The following is a 25,681-nucleotide window of genomic DNA, read 5'->3' on the forward strand; positions in this document are numbered from 1 at the left end:
GGACGTAAAAAGACCAAACAATAACTGTAACCGCCCACACTACTCAGACTCTGCTACAGAGTTAGTTTTCATCAAGTTTAACCAAGTTTGCATATCCCCCATCAGCCAACCTACCGCTCTTGCGCCTAGTTTGATTTTTTTAGGAAATGAAGGATCAAAACGTTTTGATGAAGGGTTTTGTTTGTCATAGATAGTCGACCGCGAAAGGCCCGTCATTAGCATGACATCTTTGAGTCGAAGAATTTGGTTTGAACGAAGGTCTGAGTGAGTAGATAACATTTAAAGCTCCTTAGTTGATTTAAGGTGCCATTAAACATTACGGGATAAGATTACCAAAAGGAGTGGCGTTAACTTTTCAGCACAAAAACTTGTCTGAGCCCTTTATACAAAAGGGCTCAAACTCTTTTAAGTTTTTACATGTTTGTACTTATCTGGTCTGATGATCAGCTCTATTGAACGAATATACGTCTCATTTGTTTTAATAGTGCTATGCAATTCGTCTAGAACATTTTCCGTTATTGCTTTTACTTTTGTCTTGCTTAGCTTGGTTTCTGGTAGCCAGTGATGGCTAAAAACCTCTTTTACACGATTAAAGTTCTTTCCGTCCCCGTCTTTGATCAAAAAGGCTCCAGCTTCATACCACCCTTTTGTTTTAAAGCTTTTCGTATTCCGTGATAGATAACTAGCACGGCCACCTGAGCCTGCGGGTAAGTTTTTAACACACAGCTCATACCCACACCTCGAGAGTTCTAGTAATGCAGTGGATACATGGTATTCTGGCTCTAAGTGATATGCACTCAGTTGATAATCTTCCTCATCGAACACTAGCTTTGAAGCGTCACTTTCTCTGATCACGACTTCTAACACGCTCACAGAGAGATTGAGTTCACATCCTATTGGAAAATTAAAACTATTGTTATTACTAATTACCTTATCACAGAGTACGAAACGCGAATTACTCACCCTGTTTCTTATTTTCTGCATTATAGGGTGACCTGAATTGCTATTGCTCTCAAGCTTAAAATCGAAAGGAGAAACAGGCACCGACTCATTTAGGACAAAGTGTTGCTCTTTTTTATCAAAAACAACCACGCCTCCGAACTGATCAGTCGTGATACTTTCAGAAGCTAATAATTTTTCCATATCACTTTCTGTTACTTTTAGGTATTCAACACCAACGACTAATGTTGATGCACCTAAAAAAAGTGTATTAACTTTAGGTGGGTCAACTCGAGAGAAGTACTCACCTCCCAAAAGATGATGCATGAGCATGATTTTTTGGGAATAATCACGTTCACTTAGAACAATATCTTGCTTTGTAAGTTTAGCTAGTTCCTTGTCGATGGCCCATACGTTATAGCCATCAGGCAGCTTAACTAACAGCGGTATATCGAGCTTAAGACACGTTCTCAGCTTATCTTTCATTGATACTTTCGTATCAATATCACTTAACTTATAGAAAACCTTATTGATAAATCTCAAACTATCATCCTTGCAAGCGACTGATAAGTAGGGCTATTAATGCTACTAATAGCAAAAATAGCAGGGTCAATCACCCAATATTTGAACACGACCGATTCAATCCCATCTATCAAACCAAACTTGCTCTCGGCAAACTACCCTATCTTGATAATGTTATTAGTAATGCTCAAACTCCCTTTGGATGCATTCTCTATATGATTCGACCACCAGTTCATCAGTTCTGTCCGATGTTTTAGGTAGTCAGATCGGTTATACGCTTTACGCACAGCATTTTTGTCAACATGAGCTAATGCTGCTTCAATAACATCTGGATTAAACTCTTGCTCATTCAACGTTGTACTTGCCAATGCCCTAAATCCATGAGCTACCAACTTATCTTGATATCCAATACGGCGAAGTACTTTATTTACAGTCTCTGTATGAATATGTTTTTTAGGATCTCGATTGGAAGGGAATAAGTATGGGCTCTGCGGGCGTTTAAACCCTTCTAATATACTCAGTATCGCGATTGTCTGCTTTGTAAGTGGAACTATATGTTCACGTTTCATTTTCATACGCTCTGCTGGAATGACCCATTGTTTTTTATCTAAATCGATCTCAGACCATTCAGCCTTAGCCGCTTCATTTGAACGTGTCATCGTATGCAACTGCCATTCAATTAAAGCACGTGTCACTATTTGTAAGTTAGAAGCGTTTAAGGTGCGTATCAGCTCAGGTAGTTCATCAGGCTTTATAGTGGGCATATGTTTAACAGCAGGCTTCTCAAATGCTGCTCTTATACCACTCAAGGGATTAGCATGAATAAGACCGGTATTGACTGCAAAAGTCATCACTTCATTTAAACGTTGCCCTAAACGCCTAACTGTCTCAAGACTTCCTGATTTTGCAACATTTTTCAAAACCGCAATTACGGTTGGGGCTGTTAGGCTAGAAATTGGATACTTACCTAGTGAAGGAAAGATATGTAAGTTGAAAGATCGCCAGATGTCCTTAGCGTAACCCTCCGTGATCGACGACTTTTTGATTGCGAACCAATTCTCAGCAACAGCTTGTAGGGTGTTACTGAATTGATCTTGTTGCCTTAGGCGTTGTTCATCTTTGTAAGCTTTGGGATCAATGTTTTGAGCAAGTAGCTCTCTGGCTTGTTTTCTTTTCTCTCTTGCTTGCGCTAGAGAGACTTCAGGATAAACCCCAAAACCAAGGTTTGTGCGATTCTTCGTGAAAGGCTTCGTGTATTTAAAGACCCACGTTTTCGAACCAGAGGGCTTGATTTTAAGCTGTAGGCCATCACCATCAGATAAAGTATATTCTTTCTCTGAAGCCTTAGCTTGCTTGACTTGAGTATTGTTTAAGGGTGCTATTTTCTTTGCCATGATGTACCACCGAAAAAGCCAGCTGTGGCACAATCCGATGTACCACCGATACATCAATGGTACATTAGAAAAGACTAGTGGTACATGAGGTAGTACAAAAAGTGTCGGATGAAAAAGAGCAATATTGGATGTTAAAGCATCTTAACTTATTGAATTGACGTATTTCAGATAAGAAAAAAGACGCTCTGAAGCGTCTTTAAACTTGAATGTGGCGGTGAGTGAGAGATTCGAACTCTCGATACGTTGCCGTATACACACTTTCCAGGCGTGCTCCTTCAGCCACTCGGACAACTCACCGTATTTTGATTTTGGTTGGCTTTGTGTGCCAACGAGGCGCTAATTTAATGATTCAGGCCTTGTTGGTCAAGGGTATCAGCGAAAAAAGTTCTAATTTGTGGTTCAAGTGGTGATAAATTAGCTATCTCGCTGATTGAGTGACCAATTTATGCCGATTGGCGCTGGTAGCCAGGAACTCGGAACCAGCGACGGCACATATCTAGGAAGTAACCGTAGAGAACGCCCATACCGCATGAAACCACGGCATTACTTGATACTGCAGTGATGATTTGATCGGTTGATGCACCTACTGCAAATAGTATTGCTGCGTAAACTGGCGATTGGAACAGAACGTAGGCAATCAAGTCAGCGATGTTACGCATAAGTCCTGATTCAGATACACGTTTTCCTTGGCGTAAGCAGAAGTCACGGAACACGCCATATGGCCATGCGATGGCGATATTTACGGGGATTGAAAGCGTTCGCGAAGCCAGCGACTGCTGGAAGGTCATGCCAGAAATCATGATTTCAATGATCATTCCGGTGACAAAACAAAAAACAACCATAGCAAACGTATCTGCTGCGGCATTGCGAATACAAAACGGCGCACGCGCTTTCATTCTGGGCTAGCTCCAATTACACGACATCTATATAAAAAAGCCTGCAAATCTCAGTAAATCACTGAATTACAGACATAAAAACGCCCGGCCATTACTGACCAGACGATGGCGCTATTAGAACATAAAAATATTGGTTTAGGATTTCAAAGTTTTAGATAAAACCAGCTTATATCACTACTTTTAACTCTAAATGCAGTGACTACCACCATCAAGCCAATAATTGTACAACCAGATTATCCATGTCATCTTTTGATGGTGCTTGCTGGTGTGTGACTTGTGATTGAATCGATTCCAACAGCTGTTTTCCTTCCAGGTTGTCTGAGGGCATCATCGGTTCAATGCTGTGCAATGCAATGAGAGCTTGATCATAGGCTTGGTTGTCAATGGCAATACTTAAATCGATCACTAGAGACTCTAGCGCATCGTCAAACTGGTTTAACTCTTGGTACGCTTTGTCGAGGTCCTGATATTGACGCAACTTATCAGCATAGAAATAAAGAGCATCATCAAACTCTTTGTCTTTTACTGGTTTGGCAATGATGTGGTCAACACCTGCAGCTAACATGCGCTGTTTGGTTTCTTCAAAAACGTCGGCTGTACAGCCTAGAATCAACACTTCTGCATTACGGGAGTCTAGTTTACGAATACGACGTGTGGCTTCGACACCATCCATAATGGGCATATGGTTATCCATTAGCACAAGATCATAGGTGTCTGTTTCTAAGCGCTCTAGCGCGACTTCGCCGTTCTCAGCGCAAAACACCTCAAAGCCTTTTCCTTTCAATAATGCTTCTAAGATGATGGCATTGGTCCGGTTGTCTTCAACGACTAAAGCCTTTAATCCGTCACAATTTTTACTGTAGGTTGCAGATAACTGCGGTGTGGTTGGTGTTGCCAGCTCAACACGTGCAACCACTTCAAAACTTGAACCTATACCCAGCTCGCTGCTTAAAGTAATACTGCCGTCCATGAGCTCGGCTATCTGCTTGACGATTGCTAGGCCAAGCCCTGTGCCTCCAAAGCGTCTTGTGGTGCTCGATTCTGCCTGTTCAAACGGAGAGAACACTTTACTCTGGGCATCTTTAGCGATACCTATGCCAGTATCTCTAACACGAATGCTTAAATAATGTTTGTCACCGACGTGGATTTCCTTGAAATACACTTCCACAAAGCCCCGTGCCGTGAACTTAACCGCGTTGTTCAATAGGTTAAACAAGATTTGTCTAACACGCGCTTTATCGGCGAAATACCAGCGGTCAACTGGCACATCCGAATGTACACGAAAATCCAGACCTTTTTCAGTACATAGCGTGTGATAAACACTGTTCACACTGCCAATGATGTTTTCCAGCGGGAACGCGCTCTTGTCTAATTCCAACTTACCCTGCTCTATCTTAGAGAAGTCGAGAATCTCATTAAGCAAGGTCATCATATGATCACCTGACTCATACAGAGTGCGCATCATTTTACGCTGCTCTGGGTTCAAATCACTTTTTAGCAAGATTTGTGCAGTGCCGAGTACACCGTTCATTGGTGTTCGTATTTCATGAGACAGTGTCGCTAGAAAAGCACTTTTTGCTTCAGTCGAGACTTCAGCTTTACGGCGTTCTTCTTCCAAATAGAAGGTTTTCTGGTTAAAGCTATCAACGAGGAACCGTATCTCATCATTGCTGTTGTATTCAAAATCGATGGTGCCACTCTCTTTTGAGTTCCTGACATTCTCAGCGATCGAGACAATAGGACGAATAACGTACTGATTGAGCATGTAGTAGCCGAGTAAAATACAACAGAGCAAAATCGGAATAAGGGCAAGTTCGACTTGCGAGACAAGGTTGAACACCTGATCACTAACAAGGTATTTCGAGTTGACGACATCCATTTGCCAGTTAAACGCACCAAATTCGCGCTGGCTTATATAGATATCTTTAACGATGTTGAAATTATAATGGGTGATGGCTTCGCCAAAGCCATCTTTTAAACTCACACCGAGGTTGTACTGCTCAGCGTGTTCTAGGATGTAAGAAACCAAATCCACTAACGATAAATCGACGGTAGCAACACCAGCAAACTCACCTTGAACGTAATAAGCGGATGAGGCTGTGATCATTTGTACGTGCGTGAATGGGTCAATATAGACAGGTGACCAAACAAATTCGCCGGGGGGTAGGTTAACGACACTTCGATACCAATCTTGCTGGTCATATCCGCCATTTTCGGGGTTATCCCACGAGTAGATCTGCTCTACTAAACCATCACTAGCACGATTGTAAAACAGGCTTTGATAGGGAGTTTCAGAATTTACGCTATAAGGCTTCGGCCATAAACCGCCACTCACCACAATACCATCGATGTGGATAAACATTGAATACAGGCTATCAGCTTGGTCTTGAGTGGTTAAACCCGCAGAACCTACACTAACTATGCTACTGAGAATGCTTAACGAGTTATTTAGTTTGTCTTCGACTTGTGAAGCTAGAAGCTGGGTTCTTACGTCCAAGTTTTGCTGTAGTTGCTTGCGAATGGGTGGCTCTACTACTTGAAATACGACAGTACCTATAACCGCAATAAACAATATCAAATAGATGGTGAGCGCAATTTTACTCTTACGACGCAGCGAGGACGTGTGCTTCATTAGACTATTGTTATCCTTATCAATACCGCAGCGTTAGGCTGCTCTTAATCAGTCCTTAATTCAAAGCTAACCATAGACTTAGGATCTGGCAAGGAATTTTCCTGATTTTTGGGCATTGGCTTGTTACACTGTGGCGAAATGTAGGATCTAACCAATCGATAATATATAACCAATGGACAGCAAATTGACTCTTTCTCAACTGATCGCAGACTATGAACTGCAAGACAAACTGCTCAGTGAAGCTCAAACTCGTGGCTTTATTACTGCGATGGCCTCTGCGCCTTATCTGCTTGAAGTAAATGATTGGCTGCCCTTCTTGTGGGGTGGTGCTGAGCAAGCACCTTTCGCCAATGGTGAGCAGCTCGAAGAGTATATCCAGCTAGTCATTAATATCTGGAATGAGACGGGCCCTTTACTCATTGAGGGTACTTGGCAGTGGCCAGAAGGCTGTGAGCTCGACGAAGAAGATATTGTTACTGAGGCAACGCGTGAGTTCTGTGAAGGCATGCTTCAGGGCTGGCAGATTTGTCGTGATGATTGGGAAACATTGATGCCTGAAGAGAGTGAAGATAACGCGCTGCTTGGCGGTGTGCTTTTGTCACTTTCTATGCTTTATGATCCACTGACGTCGCTTGCTACACTGAAAGAGCAAGGTCTTGAAGGTTTAGAGCAGTTTGAAGAGATCTTTAAGGCGATGCCAGTGATGCTATGTGGCATTGCTCAACGTGGTCAAGCGTTGGCGCAAGCTGAAGAGCAATAGGCGTTTAGGTTTAAGAGAATGGAATATAAAAACGGAGCACGATTGAGTGCTCCGTTTTTTTGTTTGTCGCTGGTGTTTGGTTCTCTAAAATATCAGCAGGGTATTTGCTGTTTTAGAGATTAACCCCCTCCCAGCCTCCCCCTTGAAAAGGGGGAGGAGCAAGAGCGAGTTCCAGAAGTTACGCGTTGCCTTTCACTTGAACATTTAACTGCTCAGCGAAATCTAGCATGCGATTCAATGGAATAAGCGACTTAACGCGTACTGCTTCGTCGACAAAGATCTCATGCTCTGCGCCGCCTTCACGTAGTGCTTGCTCAATAGCTTGGAGGCCGTTCATCGCCATCCAAGGGCAGTGTGCACAGCTGCGGCATGTGGCACCCGCGCCTGCGGTTGGGGCTTCAATCAGCTCTTTTTCAGGCACTAGTTGCTGCATCTTAAAGAAGATACCTTTGTCTGTTGCCACAATCATCTGCTTGTGCGGAAGCTCTTTAGCTGCTTTGATAAGTTGGCTTGTTGAGCCTACTGCATCAGCAAGAGCAACAACGCTCTCTGGTGACTCTGGGTGAACGAGAATAGCAGCATCTGGGTACACGTTTTTCATCTTACGTAGTGCATCTGCTGAGAACTCGTCGTGTACGACACACTCAGCATTCCAAAGCAGCATCTCTGCGCCTGTTTTGTTGGAGATGTATGAACCTAAGTGACGGTCTGGTCCCCAAATGATCTGCTTACCTTCATCGTCTAAGTGCTCGACAATTTCTAGAGCAATACTTGATGTCACCACCCAATCTGCTCGAGCTTTTACCGCTGCTGACGTGTTCGCGTAAACCACAACAGTATGGTCAGGGTGTGCATCACAGAATTCTGTGAACTTGTCTTCAGGACAACCTAAATCTAGTGAGCATTCCGCTTCTAGTGTTGGCATCAAGATACGCTTTTCAGGGGTCAGAATTTTCGCTGACTCGCCCATGAAGCGAACGCCGGCAATGATCAAAGTGCTGGCACTGTGGCGATTACCGAATTTCGCCATCTCTAGTGAATCCCCGACAAAGCCGCCAGTCTCTTCTGCCAAAGCTTGGATCTCTGGGTCGGTGTAGTAGTGCGCAATCAATACCGCGTCTTTTTCTTTTAGAAGCGTTTTAATCTTCGCTACGTACTGTGCCTTTTGCTCATCCGTTAGTGGAGTCGGCTTAGGAGGAAAAGGATACACAGTGTCGATTTTATCTAGGATATGGCTCATTGCCAGGGCTCTCAATCTTCCAGTAATTCGGGAATTGTACACCTAGAGAAAAGCGGGATCAAAGGTTGTGCGAAGGGTGGTCAATTTGGTCTAAAAAAACAAAAGGCAACCGAGGTTGCCTTTGGAATTTATCTTAAACTATGCGTTACTTAATTCGCTGCTGCGCCAAGTTAGCTGAGGCACTGTTTGGGTGCTCTGAAATAACTTGTTGGTAGTACTTGTTTGCAGCATCAGCATTGTTGTTGCGCTGTGCAATATCACCAAGCTTCAATAGCGCATCAGAGCGCTTGTTTGAATCTTCATAAGCGACAACCGCAGCAAAGCTTTTCACCGCGTCTTTGTCTTGCTTCTTAGCAAAGTAAAGCTGACCTAACCAGTAATGTGCATTAGCACTGTAAGTCGAATCTGGGTAGGTTTCTTGAAACTCTTGGAAAGCGATAATCGCAGCGTTGTAATCACGCTTTTTCAATACGAGATCAACTGCGTTTTGATACGCTTCTTGCTCACCAGCATTCGATGAGGCTTTACCGCCAGCAGGCACGTCTGGTGTCTCGTCAGGGACGATAGCCACAGGCGCTTGGTTGCGGACTTTATCAAGTTCTACATACAACTCACGCTGACGTTGCAGCATTTGTTGTAGCTCGTAACTATTTTGCTCAAGTAGACCACGAAGTTCACTGATCTCCAGTGCCATGTCGTCCATCTGTAGCTGCATGCGCGCTTGGGTGCGGTTACGGTTTTCCAGCATGCGCTCTAATCTTGCTACATCTCCTTCAGGTGCTGAAGAGACAGCACGCGTTGATGTAGAAGATGAAGTATTAAGGTCTGCGACAGGAGCAGGTTCTGCGAAAGCAGTCCCTGACAGCGCAAGAGCTAAACCAGAAAGCGTAAAAACTCGACCCGTTGTAATGATGCGTTTAACCAACATAAGCATCACTCTCCTTTTTATGTCTTGTACCTAAACGTCGTTTAGTAACTTGTATCTAGAAAACAGGTAATTAGTAAACTAGAACTGCACGACGGTTTTTCGCGTAAGCTTCTTCAGATTGACCGAAGACTAGTGGCTTCTCTTCACCGTAGCTTACGATTGAAACTTGCTCTGGTTGAACACCTAGTGCTTGCAGGTATTTAGCAACCGCTACTGCACGGCGCTCACCTAGTGCGATGTTGTACTCTGGAGTACCACGCTCATCAGCGTGACCTTCGATAGTTACGTCTTTTGTCGGGTTAGATACTAGGAAAGAGGCGTGCGCTGCAAGCACTTCTTCGTAATCACCAGCAATAGATGCATTGTCAAAGGCGAAGTAAATTGTTGATGTCTCTGCTAGTGCTTTCTCTTGTAGCTCTTGCTCAGATAGCGCGCCTTCACCGCCTTCGATAGGAGAAACAACTGTGTTGTCAGTTGTTGAACCTTCACCTGCTGGTTGGCTTGTTTCGTAATCTGTAGAAGAGCCCTCTGCGTTTACAGCATCGTCAGTTGAGCTACACGCTGTCATCGCTAGTACTGGCACTGCAATCATCAGGCCTTTGAACACTTTGCTAAGTTGCATCTAAATATTCCTTTTATATTATTTCAAAAATGGGGACCAAGCAGGCGCACGAACGCGACCGTTAGTCAGAGGTAAACGAGCTTTGAAACGTCCATCAATAGAAACCATCGATAGGACATTTGCCTGGTTATACGTTGAGCTATAAATCACCATGCTGCCGTTTGGCGCGATACTTGGTGACTCATCGAGCAACGTTTCAGTCAAGATCTGCACTGCACCCGTTTCCAAATCTTGTTTGGCGAGGTTGAACTGACCAGAGTTGTTTTGGTTAACCATAACCATAAAACGACCATCTGGTGTGATTTGTCCACTTAAGTTCTGCATGCCTTGCCAAGTAATACGTTTGGCTGTGCCGCCGTTTTCAGACATTTGATAAATCTGTGGGCGACCGCCACGGTCAGAGGTGAAGACTAGGTTGTCACCATCTGGCGTCCAATAAGGTTCGGTATTGTTTGAGCGCCCTTTCGTCAGCTGCTCAAGCTTACGTGTTTTTAAGTCCAACGTGTAAAGATGAAGGCTACCTGATTTCGACAGAACTAAAGCCAGTTTGTCACCGTCTGGAGAGAATCGTGGTGCGCCGTTATGTCTTGGGTAAGAAGTCAGTTTTTCACGTTTGCCAGTGTAAATATCCATCATGTAGATTTCTGACTGGCCATTTTGGAAGCTCACATACGCCAGTTTGCTGCCATCTGGAGACCATGCCGGAGACATCAGAGGTTGCTTTGAGCGCAAAACAAGACGTTCGTTGTAACCGTCATAGTCCGCTACGCGAAGCTGGTATGGGTAATCAGCCTCTTCTTGAACAACAACGTAAGCGATACGCGTACGGAATGCGCCCTTCTCACCTGTAAGCTCTTCGTAAATCAAGTCAGAGATACGGTGCGCGTATTCACGCATGCGGTTCTTAGGCACGGTCGCGACTTTATTAAACAAAATGTGATCACGAGACGAAACCAGTTGGCCGTCTGCAGACAATGCTTGTGCATCACCTTGGGTGAGCTGGCCGCGAACAATATCAATCAGTTGATAGTTAACACGGTAATCGCCCGTCTCTGTTGGGGTCACAGTCCCTACTACAATGGAATCAACGCCGGTATTTGTCCACTGGTCAAAGTCGACATCACTTTCACCATAAGGTGTTTGTGGCATGTCGTTGACGCGTAGTGGGTTGAACTTACCACTACGCTGTAAGTCAGAGGCGATAACCGCAGATATATCTTGAGGTAGTGCCTCTTGGCCTTCCCATTTAAAAGGGACAATAGCAATTGGACGCGCAGAATTGATGCCTTCAGTGATCACCAATTCCAATGCAGCATGTGCAGTCGAAACTGCTGCTGTGAGGGATAAGATAAATCCTAAAAATACTCGCTTTAGCACAAGCTTGTTCCTTACTGTTGTATTTTTATTCCAATCAACGCTGCTTTAAACAGCGCTTACATTGTTGAGTAAGACTGGCTTACTCTTCCCTAAACAAATGTATTTACAGCTCTACTGTTAGGTTGATGTTTTTCAACTGCTCAACCACGGCAGGCTGGTTATTTGGCATTGGGAAAGTCGAGACCTGAGTAACCGCACGTTTCGTTGCATTACAAAGTCTTGAGTCACCGTTAATAATAGACAGATTACCCAAAATCGCGCCTGTTCCAGTTGGAATTAAGCGCAGGTTAACCTGACATGACTTTCCCCGAAAACTGTCCTCCACAAGCAGGTTTTGCTTAATCAGCTGTTTATAGATTTCACCGTAGCGCGCTGCTTCAGATTGGTTATACTGAGATTGAGCCGCTTGGTTAAGCTGCGATTCTGCTTCCATGCCTGCAAAGATATCGTTCAGTGCCGCCTCTTGTTCTTGGCGCTCTCGCTCTAATCGTTCAAGACGCTCTTGCTCTTGACGGGCTTTCTCGGCCGCTTCTTTCGCTGCTCGCTCTTTTTCGATTCGCTCTTGCTCTGCCTTTTCAGCAGCTTCATGCTCTATACGCGCTCGCTCTTCGGCTTCGGCTGCAGCTTTTTCACGTGCTACTCGCTCTTCTTCTGCTTTACGAATCGCTTCTTCTTTGGCTTTTCGTTCCACTTCAAGTGCGGCTGCACGTTCTTGCTCTTGGCGAACACGCTCTTGCTGTTGACGTACGCGCTCTTCTTCTGCTTTACGCTCTTGCTCTTTTTTCTGACGAGCAGCCTCAGCTTCACGTGCCGCTTTTGCTTCTCGGGCTTGTTGCTCTTTCAGCTTACGAATACGCTCTTCTTCAGCGCGACGGTTTTTCTCTAGCTGCTCACTCTCGCGGCGCAGCTTGTCTAAACGGTCTTGCTCACGCTTCGCTGCGGCTTCACGTTCCGCGCGGATCTGTTGTGCCTGTTTACGAACAATAGCGGGATCAACCACCACGGCTTGTACCATCTGTCCTTGAGGCTCAGGTTTAGACACAGAGAAGTCAGTACCCACAAGCAGTGCAATAATCACTGCTGCATGGATACCAAAAGAGATAGCCAGTGGCTTGCCCAATCCGTGTTTCTTGGTTCGTCTCTCTCTCATGATAGACTGCATCTACTCCTTGATGTCCGTTAATAGGCCAACCTTGTCGATTCCTGCTCGGCTTAGTTCATCAAGCACGAGAACAACGTCAGCATAAGGTGTCGCAGCATCGCCACCCACGGCGACAGGTGAGTCAGGCTTGATTGCCAACTCTGCTTTGACACGGACAATAATGTCTTGAATTCCCATGCCGCGCACGACATCTTCGTCGTTGACGCTCAAGCCTAAGTTACCATCGCGATCAATTTCGACAATGATAAAGCTTGATTCTGAATCTCCAGCCAACTCAGTTGCTGGTTTGGCATTGGAAGTTTTTGGTAACTCTACATCAACCCCTTGTGTAATAAAGGGAGAGGTCACCATAAAAATGATCAGCAGTACCAACATTACGTCGATATAAGGTACGACGTTGATCTCTGCTGTCATTTTACGTTTTTTAGGTTGATAACCCGCCATGCTCTTTCCTCAGCGCTTCAGCTTACTGCTGTTCCTTAGAAGCCATCGCTTGGCGATGCAAAATAGTATGGAACTCTTCTGAGAAGGTTGCGTACGAATGCTCTAATTTACCTACTTTGTTACTTAAGCTGTTGTAGGCCATAACCGCAGGGATAGCGGCAAATAGACCCATTGCTGTTGCAATCAGTGCTTCTGCGATACCTGGTGCAACCATCGCTAGCGTTGCTTGCTTTACTTCACCCAGTGCGATGAAGGCATGCATGATGCCCCAAACCGTACCAAACAGACCAATGTATGGACTGATTGAGCCAACTGTAGCAAGGAAAGGCAGGTTAGTTTCAAGATCGTCAACTTCACGAGCCACGGCAACACGCATTGCACGGCCCGTTGCTTCCATTACGAAAGCCGGTGAATCAGGGTTACTTTTACGTAGACGAGCAAACTCAGTAAAACCAGAGTAGAAAATCTCTTCGTTACCTGAGAGTTCGTCTTTACGCTTCTTCACGCCTTGATAAATAATCGATAGGTCGTTACCCGACCAGAATTTGTCTTCGAACTCTTCAGCGTCTTTTTGTGCCTGTTTAATCGCTTTGCTGCGTTTTATGATCATGGCCCAAGAAATCACAGACATACCCAATAGGGTCAGCATCACAAGTTTTACGAGTAAGCTTGCTTGTAAAAAGAGATCGAAAAAAGAAATATCAGCAGTCACTTGCGGTTAACTCCAAAAGTAGCTCATTGGGGATGGCCTTTGGCCTCATTTTGTCGGTATCGATACATGCTATCTTAACCGTGGCTCGGCACAATGTTTTCCCCTCGGGATTGACAATCTCTTGACAGAAAGACAGCGAAACCTTCTTAAATTCACTGATATATGTCTTTACTGTTAGATGATCGTCAAGTTGTGCACCTTGCAAAAAATCAATATCCATGTGTCGGACAACAAAGCCAATCTTTTGTTCCAGTAGTACTTGTTGCGAAATATTAACAGAACGTAATAGCTCCGTTCGCGCACGCTCAAAGTACTTTAGGAAATTGGAATGGTATACGACACCACCAGCATCTGTATCTTCGTAGTAGATCGTTACAGGCCAATGAAAGGGGTTATCGACAGTATGCAAAATAACATCCGAATTTGGTTTACACGAATGAGTTACTATAACCCAAACTTTTATTGAGTGTTTAGCATTTAAGTCATTTTTTGATAAGAAATACCAACTTATCGCACTGATATTGCATAAAAAAAGCGCCAACGTGACCGTTGGCGCTTTTTTGTTAAATTAAATTTGTTACTCGGTTACTTATTAGACAAAGTAAGCGATGGTTAAATAGCCTAATACAGATAACGATAGGTATGGGCTGAATAACAGCTGCCAAAGCCAAAAACGCGGCTTAAAACCAATACCAAATACCATGCTGCTGCACAGCGCGAGGATCATCAGTGGCGCAATAATCGCGTTAAACCCACCGATAGCTTCACTATAGAGTTGAGGCTCCCACATCAACAATGCAACATGCATAAAACCGAGTAGCAAAGATAAGACTCTAAACAGAGTCTTGTCTACTGGTTGGTGCAAAGACTGAATCTGATGATTCAGATTACTCACTGTCTTTGTCCATCATTTCAGAGTGCTCTAGCCACAATGCGTTAATAATACCGAACGCACAAGCCAGCAACACACCTAGAATCCATGCAAAATACCACATAGTTCAGACTCCTTAGTACAGTGAATTTTTGTTTTCCTCGATGAATTTCTCATCAAGGCGACCAAACATCTTGTAGTAAGACCAAGATGTGTAAGCAAGGATAACCGGAACCATCACAGCAGCAACGGCTGTCATTAGGTTCAACGTCAATTCACTTGAAGTTGCATCCCACATAGTCAAGCTGTGACCTGGCATCATGTTCGAAGGCATCACGAATGGGAACATCGCAAAACCAGCCGTTAAGATAATACCGGCAATACCTAAGCTTGAAGTCAGGAATGCAAAGCCACACTTCTCAAATCGAGAAGCAACAACAGCCAATAGAGGCATGAACACACCAAGTGCTGGCGCTAGCCATAGCAATGGGTATTTCTCGAAGTTGTTCATCCAAGCGCCCGCTTCACGAATCACTTCTTTGTTCAGAGGGTTTGATGCAGCGTTAGTGTCGATGCCACCAACAATCACGTAACCTTCGATAGACTGAATCCAGAAACCCGCTAGAACGAAACATACAACAGTAAGGATACCCGTTAGCTGCGCTACATTACGTGAACGGTTGTGAACGTCTGCTGTTGTCTTCATTTGAAGCCACGTCGCACCTTGCATCACGATCATGAACACACTTACTAGACCACATAGGATAGCAAATGGGTTAAGCAGACCGAAGAATGAACCATGGTACGTCGGCATCAAGAAGTCGCTTAGCTGGAACGGTACACCTTGTAGCAAGTTACCAAACGCCACACCAAAAATAAGCGGAGGAACAAAACCACTAACAAAGATGCCCCAGTCACACGCTTCACGCCATTTTGGATCATCGATTTTAGAGCGATAGTCTAGGCCCAGTGGACGCAACCACAACGCCGCTAGCGTCAGGATCATCGCAAAGTAGAAACCTGAGAATGATGTTGCGTAAACCAAAGGCCATGCCGCAAACAACGCACCACCTGCGGTGATAAGCCAAACTTGGTTACCATCCCAGTGTGGAGCGATCGAGTTGATCATCACTCGGCGCTCATTGTCGGTTTTGCCAACGAAAGGTACTAGCGCACCTACGCCCATATCAAAACCGTCGGTAATTGCGAAACCAACAAATAGGACACCAATCAGTACCCACCAGATAAATCGCAATACTTCGTAATCAAACATAACTCTCTCCTTGTATTACGCTTCTACTTGACGGCCAATTTTGTCTTCAGAAGACGTGCCGTTCTGTTCAAAGTGGTAGCGTCCCGTTTTCAGGCTGCTTGGGCCTTTACGAGCGAACTTAAGCATTAGGTATACTTCAGCGATTAGGAACACTGTGTAGAGTGCGATAATCGCAAACAATGATGTCCATAGCTGACCAACGGTCAGTGCTGATGCAGCAACATGTACAGGAAGGATTTCACCTACCGCCCATGGTTGACGACCATATTCAGCAACAAACCAACCTGCTTCTACTGCAATCCATGGTAGCGGTAAGCTCCATAGTGCTGCTTTAAGAACCCAAGGTTTCTGCTCGATTTTCTGACGACATGTCTGAACAAATGCCGCACCGAAGACGAATAGCATCACAACGCCACATGCAACCATGATACGGAATGACCAGAATAGTGGCCAAACTGTTGGGATAGAGTCATCCGCTGCCGCTTGGATTTGATCTTCTGTCGCATCAACCACGTTGTCTGTGTAGCGCTTAAGCAATAGGCCGTAACCAAGATCTTGCTTCACTTCATCAAACGCCGCCATGTTGTCTTCAGATTTATCACCCGCACGCAGTTTTTCTAGTAACTCATAAGCGTACATGCCGTTGCGGATACGATCTAAGTGCTCATCGCGTAGATCACGCAGACCAGTCACTTCAGTGTCTAGTGAGCGAGTCGCGATAATGCCCATAACATAAGGGATCTTAAGTGCGTAGTCGGTTTCCATCGTTTCTTGGTTTGGAATACCAAAAACGGTAAATGCAGCAGGTGCTGGTTCTGTGTGCCACTCTGACTCAATCGCCGCGAGTTTCACTTTCTGAACGTCACCAAGCTCATAACCTGATTCATCACCAAGCACGATTGTAGACAGGATTGCAGCCATACCAAAAGACGCTGCAATAGCAAATGAACGACGTGCAAACGCAATGTCACGACCTTTAAGTAGGTAGTAAGCACTGATCGATAGAACGAACATTGCACCCGTTGTGTAGCCTGAAGCAACAGTGTGAACAAACTTAACTTGAGCAACCGGGTTAAGAACAACTTCAGAGAAGCTGATCATTTCCATACGCATGGTTTCAAAGTTAAATTCTGCGCCAACTGGGTTTTGCATCCAGCCGTTTGCCACAAGAATCCAAAGCGCCGAGAAGTTTGAACCTAGAGCAACTAACCATGTTACTGCTAAGTGTTGGCGTTTAGACAGGCGATCCCAACCAAAGAAGAACAGACCAACAAAGGTAGATTCAAGGAAGAAGGCCACCAAGGCTTCAATGGCGAGCGGAGCACCAAATATGTCCCCAACATAGTGAGAATAATAGGACCAGTTAGTACCGAATTGGAACTCCATGGTCAGACCCGTGGCGACGCCAAGGGCAAAGTTGATCGCGAAAAGCTTACCCCAGAACTTGGTCATGTCCTTGTAGATTTGCTTGTCGGTCATTACGTACAAAGACTCCATGATGGCGAGTAGGAACGCCAAACCTAGAGTCAATGGTACGAACAGGAAGTGATACATCGCGGTTAATGCAAACTGCAACCGCGACAGATCAACTACGTCGATATCGAACATTGATTACTCCTTTGTGCCGGCTGAAAGGCACTTTCTATAACACTAAATTTTATTAGCTATTACCTAGCGACAAGACAATGTTGCAATCCTTAAAAACAATTGTTGCCACTATGTATTGCAATAGTTGTATTTTTGTTAAGCAATAACTAATATAGCTGCCGCTAATATTACTGATTAATCTGTCTTGTTTCAAAAGATTTATGCAGCAAAGCTGCTTTGATAGAGATCAACGTTTGCAGGATAAGGTAGTTCAAAAAACGTTCAACTTGATTTAAATCAAACGTAGAACTGAAGGTATGTTAATAAGGTGATAACCAATAAAGGGTTGAGCGTTCTGTTTAACACAGTATTGCAACAACCCCTAATGTTCGGTTACTACTTTCTGGCTAGGATAAGATGTAACAACGTGAAGCTGATCACGTTTCGTTTTAACTGTAATGTTACTTTTCAATACCGAAATGAAGATAAGCGCGATCGGTCGCAATACGTCCACGTGGTGTGCGCTGTAAGTAGCCTTGCTGAATTAGGTAAGGCTCCAATACATCCTCGATGGTGTCTTTCTCTTCACCAATCGCTGCTGCCATGTTATCTAGGCCAACTGGGCCACCACCGAACTTCTCCATAATGGCCAGTAGAAGCTTTCTATCCATGTAGTCAAAGCCCTGGGCATCAACATCAAGCATATTCAAAGCCTTGTCTGCAACGTCAGCGCAGATATGGCCATTGCCTTTTACTTCCGCGTAATCACGTACACGGCGAAGCAAGCGGTTAGCGATACGCGGTGTACCACGAGCTCGGCGAGCGACTTCAAGAGCGCCCTCTGCTTCCATTGATAAACCCAGGCAATCGGCACTGCGCTGAACAATGTTCTGCAAATCTGGAATTTTGTAGTACTCAAGGCGTTGAGTGATACCAAAGCGGTCACGCAAAGGCGATGTCAATGAGCCTGCACGAGTCGTGGCACCAATCAAAGTAAATGGCGGTAAGTCAATCTTGATAGAACGTGCTGCTGGTCCTTCACCGATCATGATATCGAGCTGGTAATCTTCCATTGCAGGATAGAGCACCTCTTCCACCATTGGGCTTAAGCGGTGAATTTCATCGATAAACAACACGTCGTTTTCTTCAAGGTTGGTCAGCAGCGCTGCAAGGTCGCCGGCTTTTTCTAATACTGGGCCAGATGTGGTGCGAATATTCACTTCCATTTCATTGGCAACAATATTGGCTAGCGTGGTTTTACCTAACCCCGGAGGACCAAAGATCAATAGATGATCAAGCGCTTCATTGCGCAACTGCGCGGCTTTTATAAAGATTTCCATTTGGCCACGAACATGGTCTTGGCCTTGGTAATCTTGCAGTTTCTTTGGTCGTATTGCTCGATCAATCACGTCTTCTTCTTTGAAAACAGGACTCTCAGGTGCAATTAAACGATCGGCTTCTATCATGAATTAACTCTACTTATACCATCGACTTTAGGGCTTCACGGATCAAGTCTTCACTCGACATGCCATCTTTAGCAATTTGTGATACCACTTTAGAAGCTTGGGTCGGCTTGTAGCCAAGTGCAAGTAATGCACTGATCGCTTCTTCTTCGTTATTTGGGCTGCTAGATGCGGCAGAGTCCATTGGCGCGGCATCAGTGTGAGGCGTAAATAGATCACCCTCACCCCACCCTTTCAGGCGATCTTTCATTTCTACAACTAAACGTTCTGCCGTTTTCTTACCGACACCCGGTAGCTTAACTAAGGTAGAAATGTCTTCACGTTCAACGCAAGCAACAAACTGCATCGCTGTCATGCCTGAAAGAATACCCAAGCCCAATTTAGGACCAACACCATTAGCTTTGATCACTTCACGGAATAGAGCGCGCTCTTTTACTGTGTTGAAACCATACAGCAGTTGAGCATCTTCACGGACAACAAAGTGTGTATAGATAATCGCTTCTTCACCCACATTCGGCAGCTCATAGAAGCAGCTCATCGGCATTTGTACTTCATAACCGATGCCATTAACTTCAATCAGTACTTCAGGTGGGAGTTTTTCAATTAGCATTCCGCGTAGACGTCCAATCACGGTGTGTTCCTGTGTTTATTCGAAAGTTGTGCTGATGATAATCAATAACTGGATGGATAGCCAGTACAAGAGCCAGAAAACACGCACTTGATTAGACTAGTTCGAGTGCGCTGGATTAACGATAGCGTCCACGACGGGCAGAAGAGGCTTTACCCGCTAGAGCTACCAGCGTTTTGTTGGTGTTAGCATGACAAATTGCGACGCCTAATGCATCGGCAGCATCCGCTTGAGGTTTAGAGGGGAGTTTAAGCATGTGTTGCACCATATGCTGAACTTGGGCTTTGTCTGCCCCACCGGTGCCAACAACGGCCTGTTTGATTAGGCGAGCAGCATATTCGTACACTTCGAGATCCGCATTCACAGCAGCAACAATGGCACTACCTCGCGCTTGACCAAGCTTGAGCGCAGAGTCTGCGTTCTTCGACATGAACACCTGTTCTATGGCAAACACATCCGGCTGGAACTGGGTAATGATTTCACTAACACCGGCGTAAATCTGTTTGAGTCGCCCCGGTAGCTCTTTTTCAGACATACGAATACAACCGCTCCCAAGATATTGCAGGTGGCGACCTTGCTGTCGAATGACACCGTAACCGGTAATACGTGAACCTGGGTCGATGCCGAGAATAATGGACATAATGCTATGAGCTACTTTGTGGATGCGTTGTTGTTAGTTATAAGCGTAACACGACTTCGAACAGGCGAGAATCTTGAAGGGTTTAAGCGGTGAATAATCAGGCGCTTTCTGGCGTAAGTTGGGGCTTTAGTGACTCCCCTGGCTAGATGTTGAAACTAGTTCAACATGACGACGATTTTTGTCTCCGCAAACCTATCCACACCATCATCCTATCCACACTGTCATCCTGAGCTCGTCTCAGGATCTACCCAAAGCGAACACCAAACTCAAATGATTCCCCTAGTGTCCCAAAACCAAAAAAGCCCTCTAACTCGAAAGCAGAGGGCAAAACTTGGGGGTAATTATTCTATTAAGCTGTTACAGACTGTTTCTCTTCTGAACGTCCTTTCAACAGAGCATAAGTAAACCCAGTCACAGCAGTACCCGCTGCAATCGCAACCAAGTACATCAACACAGGAGTAATGGCATTTGGAATCAACAATACGAACAGACCACCATGAGGCGCCATTAACTGAGAACCAAATAGCATGGATAGCGCACCTGTTAGTGCGCCACCCGCCATACATGCTGGGATAACACGCATTGGATCTTTCGCGGCAAATGGAATCGCACCTTCTGAGATAAAGCAAAGGCCCAATACAAATGACGCTTTCCCTGCTTCACGCTCACTGGCTTCAAACTTGCTCTTCGCAATGAAAGTCGCCAAACCCATACCCAGCGCTGGTACCATGCCTGCAGCCATGATCGCAGCCATCGGCCCATAAGTTTGAGAAGCGAGTAGACCAACACCGAACGCATAGGCTGCTTTGTTGACTGGTCCACCAAGGTCGAAACACATCATTGCGCCAAGCACGATACCAAGTAGGACTGCACTATCAGAGCCCATGTTATTTAGGAAATCAGTAAGTGCCGTCATAATGCCTGCAACCGGGCCACCGACCACATAGATCATGGCTAGACCAGTGATTAGCGTTGCGACAAACGGAATGATCAAGATAGGCTTGAGCGCTTCCATTGACTGAGGCAGTGATACTTTATCTGCGATAAGCTTAGAGGCATAACCTGCAATGAAACCCGCGGCAATACCGCCTAAGAAGCCTGCACCTGTTGAGCTTGCAAGCATGCCGCCTACTAAGCCTGGAGCTAGACCAGGACGATCAGCAATTGAGAAGGCGATATAACCCGCCAACACCGGAATCATGAGTGCGAACGCCGAGCCACCGCCTATCTCCATCAACGCTGCCGCTAATGTGCCTTCTTCTTGGAAGGCTTCGATACCAAAGACAAATGACAAGGCGATAATCAAACCACCTGCGACAACCACTGGCAGCATGTGTGATACACCTGTCATTAGGTGTTTGTAGACACCCTTTTTCTCTTCTGTTGCCGCTGCACTTGCTGCTCCTGTATGTTGATAATCTGTCGCTTGTTCAAACGCTTTATCCATCTCTTCTGACGTTTTCTTTAGAGCTGGACTTGTTTTAGTGCGGTACATCTTCTTACCGTCAAAACGATCAAGTGGCACTTCGATGTCGGCGGCGATGATCACAAGGTCTGCTTCCGAAATGTCTTGCTCTGTCAGTTGGTTCTTCGCCCCAACAGATCCGCGCGTTTCCACTTTGATTTGATGACCGCGACGCTTAGCTTCCTCTTCAAGCGCTTCTGCTGCCATGAAGGTGTGAGCAACACCTGTCGGACAGGCGGTAATCGCAACGATTTTCTTCACACCAGTTGAGTCGCTTGCATCAACAACGACTTCCGCTGATGTAAGCTCTTGAGCTTGTTTTACAGCTTTCTCTAGAAACCCGACTGCATCCGATACGACTGATTTGATCTCTGCTTGGTAAACTTTCTTACCGACAAATCGCGAGGTATCGACAAGCGTGTTCGCCGCGATAATGATGGCATCAGCTTGCTCAATATCAGACTCAGTTAGCAACGTCGCTTCAACAACGCTCGACTGGCATTCAATTTTCGTATTCCAGCCCAATTTGGCTGAAGCTTGTTCTAATAGACCTGCAGCAAGAATGCTATTGGCTACGCCACTTGGACAGGCTGTAATAATGGCTATATTCATAATAATGACCTTCTGTTCCTTTGTTCGTGCCTATTACAGGCTATCTGGGTTTGTTATTGGAGAAAGCTCGCTGACTTTCGTTTGCAGCTCAATTGATTCCAGCTCTTTTTGACTGGTTAAGCCCACACCGACTTGACTGACTGCCAATGCAGACAGCGCCGTGGCGAAGCGTAGTAGATCCTTTTTAGGCATTTGTTGCATGTGGCCCCAGCAAAGACCGGCCACTAAGGTGTCGCCCGCACCTACTGTGCTGACAACTTGCATTTTAGGGGGCTGTGAGCGCAGCCATTGGCCTTCGTTTAGCCACATAACACCTTCAGAGCCCATTGAAACAACGATGTTTTCAATGCCCTTTTGACTAATGGCTTGTGCCGCTTGCTGGCACTTTTCAGCGGTATCTAAAGGTTGACCAACAAAGTCACTAAGCTCTTCATCATTCGGTTTTATCAGCCATGGAGAGGACTCAATACCCGCACTCAGTGCCGCTTTGCTGCTATCAAACAACACGCGCTTGCCCAGTTGATGGAGTTTTTCTATCCAATTGGCACACTGTTCTGCAGTCACACCTCTTGGAAGACTGCCTGCCAAGACGAAATAGTCATGCGTTTCAGCCAGCTCAAACAAAGTACTTTCAAAGCGCTCTATATCCGCTTGTGAAACCTCGACACCCGGGAAGTTTATGTCACTAACCGCACCGCGTGCTTCCACCAGTTTGACATTGATACGCGTAGCACCTTCTACTTCCACAAAGCGATCCGTGACTTTGATGTCATTAAACAACTGGTGGAACAACTCTGGATTATCTTTGCCAAGAAACCCGGTAACTGTCACGTCTGCGCCCAAGTCACTGAGCACTTTTGCCACGTTCACGCCCTTGCCCGCAGCGTGAAAACTGCTGTTGTTCACCAAGTTGACCGTGCCAAGATTGAGCTCGGATATGCTGCCTGTTAAGTCCAAAGCAGGGTTTAAGGTGATGGTTACGACTTTGGCCGTTTGGGAAATGTTCATCGACTTAGCCCTCACCTAAACCTGATGCAATCGCTTTGCCGATCGATTCAAGAGCCTGAGGCGCATCATTACCCTCTGCGGTAAACTGCAGGCTGTGGCCATGTTTAACACCCAAAGCAATCACCTTCATTAGGCTCTTAGCATTCACGGCTTTGCCATCCCCATCTAGGTTTACAACACGAATGGTTGAATCAAATTTCTTCGCCTCAGCTACGAGCATAGCGCCAGGGCGAGCATGCAACCCGTGTGCATTTTTAATTCTAAAGGTCGCTGTGTTATCGCTATCTGATTCAGTCGTTGTTGCGACCTCTTCACCTTTGAGCATCGAGATAACTTGGTCTGTTGTTGCGCTAAGCAAAGCTTCTTGCTGATTATTGAAAACAATCTTAGACAGGGCTTTCAACACTGATTCATGCGCGGCATTGCAAGCTGCAAAGGCAATTAAACCGCGAACTTGTTCGCCTTGATATTGGCAATCATTGGCGGTAGAGACAAAAGCGACACCTGTACGCATTACTTGCTTATCACTTCCTATTAGCCATAGGCCTTTGCCTAAATGCGTTGGCGCTTTAGTAACAAGATCCGCCACAAATTCACTCTCAGTGCAGCCAGAGTTCTTCAACAGACCACCAGCTACGGCGCTCATTTGAACCATGTCACTTGCAGGGAACTGCAACTGAACTAGCGCTGCATCCAATTCCGCTTCAAGTTGCACATCACCATGAAGCAGTGAAATGATTTCTTCAGCGCTCTGTGCACTGCGCAGACGTTGCTCTACACCATCAGCGCTGAGTACTTTGGTTAACTGCTTGAGAATACCTAGGTGCTCATCTGATTTTGCCGCGATACCTATCGCCACAAAAACCGTGTTGCCATCACCCCAATCGACCCCTTGTGGAAAATGGTGAACAGCCACACCGGTGGTTTTCACCATGTCACGCGTGTCCGTTGTACCGTGCGGAATCGCAATGCCATTACCAAGGAATGTCGAGTTCTGGTTTTCTCGGTTTAGCATTCCTTCTACGTACCCCTGCTCTACCAAATCTCGGTCGGACAAGGACTTGGCAATGCTCTTAATCGCAGCGAATTTGTCTTGCGCTACCTGTGAAAGCGTAATGTCGTTGTTGTTTAGCTTAAGCATGGGCTCTCCAACATAAGTTATTTGTCTGTGTCGATAGCAATTGTAATGACTATCTTTTCTCTTGCTTTGCTGAACAGCTAAATCGATTCAGCAAAACGATAAATAAAAAGGTTCTCACCCCCAATCAAAGGGTTCAGCAAAACTCCTCGCACTAAAATAGACTCATTGTTAGACAACATGCCTATTTAGGTGAGCCAGCTCTAGTTTCAATCTTTGCTGAATCCTTTCAGCTTTTATACTGAATCGGTTCAGCTTATAATTCAACTTATCTGAGGATCGCATACTGATAATTATGATCCTGCGCACACAACAAGGCTTAATCAATGACACTAGATGAGATAGCAAAACTGGCTGGCGTATCAAAAACGACGGCAAGTTATGTGATTAATGGCAAAGCTCAGAAATATCGCATTAGCGAGAAGACACAACGCAAAGTAATGACAGTGGTTGAAGAGTATAACTACAGGCCAGATGCTGCGGCTTCTGCGTTGCGCGCCGGGAACTCGCGTTCATTTGGTTTGATCATCCCCGATTTAGAGAACACCAGTTATGCACGTCTGGCTAACCTATTAGAACAAAACTCTCGTAAAGCGGGCTATCAGATATTGATTGGTTGCTCTGACGATGATCCTCAGACTGAAAAAAAGGTCGCTGAAGCACTCATTAGCCGCCGTATTGATGCGCTTTTTGTCGCAAGTAGTATGCCTGACGCAAGTGACTATTATCTTACACTACAACAATCTGGCACACCTATCATCGCCCTCGACCGCCCTCTTGATGATGAGCATTTTAGTTGTGTCGTCAGTGAAGATTTTGATAGTGCTTATGAGTTAACAACGTCGATCCTCACTAACCAAATTGAGCAAGTGGGCTTAATTGGAGCGCTACCCGAGTTAAGAATTTCAAAAGAGCGTGAACAGGGTTGTCAGTCGGTATGTAACAAGCACCTGATTAAGGTTCAAGTTGGGTATGGTGAGCACTTCTCTAGAGAGGAGGGACAACGTATTTTCAATCAATGGATTTCTCAAGACAAGGTACCGGACGCCATTATTACCACTTCGTATACACTACTAGAAGGTGTTTTGGACGTAATGCTTGAGAACCCTAGTTTGATGGACAAAGTAAAGCTCGCCTCCTTTGGTGACAATCGTCTTCTCGACTTTTTACCGTTTAAAGTTAACTCGCTACCACAACAATTTGAGCTGATCGCAGATAGCGCAATGGCGCTTGCACTCAATGCTTCAGCGAAGCGTTATGAAGCTGGTGTGGAGTTGATCGCGAGGAAGATTATTATTAGAAGCTAATGTCAATCTAGTTCTTCAACATCAATAATTAAGTGTCGAGGTGGAAACGCCTCGACATTTT

The 25,681-nt window shown here is 45.3% G+C and carries 25 protein-coding genes and 1 tRNA gene; 2 read left to right on the plus strand and 24 right to left on the minus strand.

The genetic code is table 11. The annotated features are described in order from the left end of the window. Nucleotides 1–39: 39 nt before the first annotated feature. The 6 genes from QWZ05_RS04725 to QWZ05_RS04750 all read right to left on the minus strand — a co-directional run bounded on the left by QWZ05_RS04725 (nt 40) and on the right by QWZ05_RS04750 (nt 6,383). A complete protein-coding gene (locus QWZ05_RS04725) occupies nt 40–279 on the minus strand; it encodes an AlpA family phage regulatory protein (RefSeq protein ID WP_290296870.1) in 240 nt (79 codons plus the stop codon). A gap of 126 nt (nt 280–405) precedes the next feature. Beyond that, nucleotides 406–1,482: a hypothetical protein gene (locus QWZ05_RS04730; RefSeq protein ID WP_290296871.1), complete on the minus strand. Its 1,077-nt coding sequence runs from the start codon at nt 1,480–1,482 to the stop codon at nt 406–408. 134 nt (nt 1,483–1,616) lie between these two features. After that, nucleotides 1,617–2,855 carry an integrase domain-containing protein gene (locus QWZ05_RS04735; RefSeq protein ID WP_290296872.1) on the minus strand — a complete coding sequence of 413 codons (1,239 nt, stop codon included), beginning with the start codon at nt 2,853–2,855 and terminating at the stop codon, nt 1,617–1,619. A 209-nt stretch (nt 2,856–3,064) separates the two neighbouring features. Further along, nucleotides 3,065–3,152: transfer RNA gene (locus QWZ05_RS04740), tRNA-Ser, on the minus strand. Between the two features lie 146 nt (nt 3,153–3,298). Then, complete coding sequence (locus tag QWZ05_RS04745) at nt 3,299–3,751, minus strand: L-alanine exporter AlaE (protein WP_264876678.1); 453 nt, start codon at nt 3,749–3,751, stop codon at nt 3,299–3,301. Between the two features lie 208 nt (nt 3,752–3,959). Continuing rightward, entirely contained in the window at nt 3,960–6,383 is a 2,424-nt protein-coding gene (locus QWZ05_RS04750; protein ID WP_290296875.1) for a hybrid sensor histidine kinase/response regulator, read from the minus strand. A gap of 172 nt (nt 6,384–6,555) precedes the next feature. On the opposite strand from QWZ05_RS04750, the gene QWZ05_RS04755 reads away from it, so the two are divergent. Further along, nucleotides 6,556–7,143: a UPF0149 family protein gene (locus tag QWZ05_RS04755; RefSeq protein WP_390216072.1), complete on the plus strand. Its 588-nt coding sequence runs from the start codon at nt 6,556–6,558 to the stop codon at nt 7,141–7,143. Nucleotides 7,144–7,321: 178 nt separating this feature from the next. Here the strand turns inward: QWZ05_RS04755 and nadA are convergent, their stop codons facing one another. From nadA to fruB, 18 genes are all read right to left on the minus strand, one after another. Continuing rightward, complete coding sequence (nadA, locus tag QWZ05_RS04760; RefSeq protein ID WP_264876680.1) at nt 7,322–8,383, minus strand: quinolinate synthase NadA; 1,062 nt, start codon at nt 8,381–8,383, stop codon at nt 7,322–7,324. Between the two features lie 145 nt (nt 8,384–8,528). Next, the gene (ybgF, locus tag QWZ05_RS04765) at nt 8,529–9,311 is read right to left on the minus strand and encodes a tol-pal system protein YbgF (protein WP_264876943.1); all 783 of its coding nucleotides are present in this window, start codon (nt 9,309–9,311) and stop codon (nt 8,529–8,531) included. Between the two features lie 70 nt (nt 9,312–9,381). Next, entirely contained in the window at nt 9,382–9,933 is a 552-nt protein-coding gene (pal, locus tag QWZ05_RS04770) for a peptidoglycan-associated lipoprotein Pal (RefSeq protein WP_264876681.1), read from the minus strand. 18 nt (nt 9,934–9,951) lie between these two features. Beyond that, entirely contained in the window at nt 9,952–11,310 is a 1,359-nt protein-coding gene (gene tolB / locus QWZ05_RS04775; protein WP_289963599.1) for a Tol-Pal system beta propeller repeat protein TolB, read from the minus strand. A gap of 103 nt (nt 11,311–11,413) precedes the next feature. Next, nucleotides 11,414–12,460: a cell envelope integrity protein TolA gene (gene tolA, locus QWZ05_RS04780; RefSeq protein ID WP_290297124.1), complete on the minus strand. Its 1,047-nt coding sequence runs from the start codon at nt 12,458–12,460 to the stop codon at nt 11,414–11,416. Between the two features lie 12 nt (nt 12,461–12,472). Beyond that, nucleotides 12,473–12,916: an ExbD/TolR family protein gene (locus QWZ05_RS04785; RefSeq protein WP_264876683.1), complete on the minus strand. Its 444-nt coding sequence runs from the start codon at nt 12,914–12,916 to the stop codon at nt 12,473–12,475. Nucleotides 12,917–12,938: 22 nt separating this feature from the next. Then, nucleotides 12,939–13,628, minus strand: coding sequence for a protein TolQ (gene tolQ, locus QWZ05_RS04790; protein ID WP_264876684.1), 690 nt, complete (start codon nt 13,626–13,628; stop codon nt 12,939–12,941). Continuing rightward, the gene (gene ybgC, locus QWZ05_RS04795) at nt 13,618–14,037 is read right to left on the minus strand and encodes a tol-pal system-associated acyl-CoA thioesterase (RefSeq protein ID WP_290296881.1); all 420 of its coding nucleotides are present in this window, start codon (nt 14,035–14,037) and stop codon (nt 13,618–13,620) included. The genes tolQ and ybgC overlap by 11 nt, the downstream gene beginning before the upstream one ends. A gap of 183 nt (nt 14,038–14,220) precedes the next feature. Next, nucleotides 14,221–14,523 carry a cyd operon protein YbgE gene (gene ybgE, locus QWZ05_RS04800; protein ID WP_290296883.1) on the minus strand — a complete coding sequence of 101 codons (303 nt, stop codon included), beginning with the start codon at nt 14,521–14,523 and terminating at the stop codon, nt 14,221–14,223. Beyond that, nucleotides 14,516–14,623 carry a cytochrome bd-I oxidase subunit CydX gene (gene cydX, locus QWZ05_RS04805; protein WP_000270284.1) on the minus strand — a complete coding sequence of 36 codons (108 nt, stop codon included), beginning with the start codon at nt 14,621–14,623 and terminating at the stop codon, nt 14,516–14,518. Before cydX ends, ybgE begins: the two co-directional genes overlap by 8 nt. Before the next feature lie 12 nt (nt 14,624–14,635). After that, on the minus strand, nt 14,636–15,772 hold the full coding sequence (gene cydB / locus QWZ05_RS04810) for a cytochrome d ubiquinol oxidase subunit II (protein WP_289963605.1): 1,137 nt from the start codon (nt 15,770–15,772) through the stop codon (nt 14,636–14,638). Between the two features lie 15 nt (nt 15,773–15,787). Beyond that, nucleotides 15,788–17,380 (minus strand): cytochrome ubiquinol oxidase subunit I, encoded by a 1,593-nt coding sequence (cydA, locus tag QWZ05_RS04815; protein WP_289963606.1) that lies wholly within the window; start codon nt 17,378–17,380, stop codon nt 15,788–15,790. Nucleotides 17,381–17,820: 440 nt separating this feature from the next. After that, nucleotides 17,821–18,825 carry a Holliday junction branch migration DNA helicase RuvB gene (gene ruvB / locus QWZ05_RS04820; protein WP_289963607.1) on the minus strand — a complete coding sequence of 335 codons (1,005 nt, stop codon included), beginning with the start codon at nt 18,823–18,825 and terminating at the stop codon, nt 17,821–17,823. Nucleotides 18,826–18,838: 13 nt separating this feature from the next. Next, nucleotides 18,839–19,453, minus strand: a complete 615-nt coding sequence (gene ruvA, locus QWZ05_RS04825; RefSeq protein WP_290296887.1) for a Holliday junction branch migration protein RuvA — start codon at nt 19,451–19,453, stop codon at nt 18,839–18,841. Nucleotides 19,454–19,568: 115 nt separating this feature from the next. After that, on the minus strand, nt 19,569–20,090 hold the full coding sequence (gene ruvC, locus QWZ05_RS04830) for a crossover junction endodeoxyribonuclease RuvC (protein ID WP_264876691.1): 522 nt from the start codon (nt 20,088–20,090) through the stop codon (nt 19,569–19,571). Between the two features lie 349 nt (nt 20,091–20,439). Beyond that, nucleotides 20,440–22,167: a PTS fructose transporter subunit IIBC gene (gene fruA, locus QWZ05_RS04835; RefSeq protein ID WP_290296889.1), complete on the minus strand. Its 1,728-nt coding sequence runs from the start codon at nt 22,165–22,167 to the stop codon at nt 20,440–20,442. A gap of 33 nt (nt 22,168–22,200) precedes the next feature. Then, nucleotides 22,201–23,175 carry a 1-phosphofructokinase gene (pfkB, locus tag QWZ05_RS04840; RefSeq protein ID WP_290296891.1) on the minus strand — a complete coding sequence of 325 codons (975 nt, stop codon included), beginning with the start codon at nt 23,173–23,175 and terminating at the stop codon, nt 22,201–22,203. A 4-nt stretch (nt 23,176–23,179) separates the two neighbouring features. Then, a complete protein-coding gene (gene fruB, locus QWZ05_RS04845; RefSeq protein ID WP_290296894.1) occupies nt 23,180–24,316 on the minus strand; it encodes a fused PTS fructose transporter subunit IIA/HPr protein in 1,137 nt (378 codons plus the stop codon). A 323-nt stretch (nt 24,317–24,639) separates the two neighbouring features. Here fruB and cra point away from each other — a divergent pair, with 323 nt between their 5' ends. After that, complete coding sequence (cra, locus tag QWZ05_RS04850; protein WP_264876695.1) at nt 24,640–25,620, plus strand: catabolite repressor/activator; 981 nt, start codon at nt 24,640–24,642, stop codon at nt 25,618–25,620. Nucleotides 25,621–25,681 lie beyond the last annotated feature (61 nt).

The organism is Vibrio agarivorans, from assembly GCF_030409635.1.
GTDB classification, from domain to species: Bacteria; Pseudomonadota; Gammaproteobacteria; order Enterobacterales; family Vibrionaceae; genus Vibrio; species Vibrio agarivorans.